This is a genomic window from Bartonella sp. AC130YNZD, from assembly GCF_042196865.1.
GTDB lineage: Bacteria > Pseudomonadota > Alphaproteobacteria > Rhizobiales > Rhizobiaceae > Bartonella.
In genome coordinates this window covers 1-583 of the sequence record NZ_JBHIQZ010000176.1, presented here as the reverse complement: position 1 = coordinate 583, position 583 = coordinate 1, and the positions used below count along the sequence as shown (strand labels likewise).

General features: G+C 42.7%; 1 protein-coding gene. It reads right to left on the bottom strand.

What is annotated here, in order from left to right:
* Positions 1–44: 44 nt before the first annotated feature.
* On the bottom strand, positions 45–583 hold a 539-nt coding region (locus tag ACFINU_RS10345; protein WP_375667740.1), incomplete at its 5' end, for a lambda exonuclease family protein.

Sequence of the window (583 nt, the reverse complement as noted above, 5' to 3'; positions counted from 1 at the left end):
GGGGGTGCTCGTAGATATGCGGGGAACAAAACACCCCCATAAGGTTAAGCAGCTTTTGTTGAGAGTTGTTGTATCTCTCGTTCTATCTCTGCTAAAAAGGCTTGGACAGCTTGATTGATCTGTTCAATTTGTTGATCATCACGGAGAACACGCTTGACTTTCATGCGTAAGTGAAAGAATTCCCCCGTAAAACGTGGGTCATAACTTACGAAATCACACCATTTTCGTCCTGTACAAGCCATTTGGAATTGCATTTGTGCGTGATATTCTGGTTTGATTTCGTCACCTATACAAAAGCGCATATGTGTTACTGATCTCGGGCATTTGACTTCGATTAAACCGTCTTCTCCAATGAGACCATCGGGGCTAGCCCCCGCCATTTCTATTGTGGGGTGTTGGATAAAGCCGCACTTTGTTATATTGGCATCATGAATGAAGCCATATTCTCTCAAGGCATCATCTTCATGTTCGATACCCCATCTCATATCTTCAGTTTCATAATAAGGGCTTGTTTCGCCTGTTAAGCGCTCTGTTATGAGTTTGATTTTGTAGTCTTCATATTTGCTCGTAGGCAATCCTTTTG